Annotated in this window: 1 protein-coding gene and 1 pseudogene; one reads left to right on the top strand and one right to left on the bottom strand. The window is 53.5% G+C overall.

Annotated features, from left to right (window positions below):
- Positions 1-391 (bottom strand): annotated as a pseudogene (locus DO97_RS31595) (1-deoxy-D-xylulose-5-phosphate synthase N-terminal domain-containing protein); the annotation flags it as partial.
- Between the two features lie 133 nt (positions 392-524).
- On the opposite strand from DO97_RS31595, the gene DO97_RS20245 reads away from it, so the two are divergent.
- Positions 525-752, top strand: a 228-nt coding sequence (locus tag DO97_RS20245) for a hypothetical protein (protein ID WP_036537126.1), incomplete at its 3' end; no start/stop codon positions are given.

Here is a 752-nt window from a genome sequence, read left to right as displayed (position 1 = left end):
TCTCTGGCCAAGGCCATGCCCAGGGCTGCGGAAATACTGGTGGAAGCATGGCCGGCCCCAAAGTGATCAAAGGGACTTTCACTGCGCTTGAGATAGCCAGCCACCCCATCGTTTTTGGCGCAGGGTGTGAAACTGGTGATAGCGACCCGTAATCAATTTGTCGGGGATAGGCTTGGTGCCCCACATCCCACGTCACCCGATCGCGATCGAGATCCAGGGTTTGGTAGAGGGCCAAGGTTAACTCCACAACCCCTAACCCAGGACCCAAATGGCCGCCACTCGCAGCAACGGTTTGCAGATGCTTTTCCCGAATTTGGCGGGCAATCTGCTCCAGTTGCTGAATGGACAAACCGTGCAACTGGTTGGGGTGGGTGATTTCACTCAGGTGCATACTGGGACACTCGCGGGGTTATTTTTGGATTAATCTACCTCTTATCACTGTAGTTGAGGAACCGTCGTAATTTCTGAGACAGAAAAAAATGGTTCCTAAAACTGTCCCCTAAGGTTTTAACCAGCATTGACAGATGTGGGAAAATCAACCTAGCTTTTCTCCATCCTTCACCCTGTTAGCGTTTATGTTTCCAATGGGTCATTCCGTAAGTCCGCGTCTGATGCGAATCTCGGCTTCCCAAATTGGGCGGCGCGGCTCGACAACCTTCCTGGCGATCGCAGGTGTCATCGGGCTGGGACTGGCTGGTTCACCTGCCCAGGCTGGGGATTATGGTGCCAGCACCTTTCGAGCCACTACCCAT

It is taken from the genome of Neosynechococcus sphagnicola sy1, from assembly GCF_000775285.1.
Taxonomy (GTDB): Bacteria; Cyanobacteriota; Cyanobacteriia; order Neosynechococcales; family Neosynechococcaceae; genus Neosynechococcus; species Neosynechococcus sphagnicola.
Note: the sequence above shows the minus strand (reverse complement) of the source record. Positions and strands in the feature narration are given on the sequence as shown.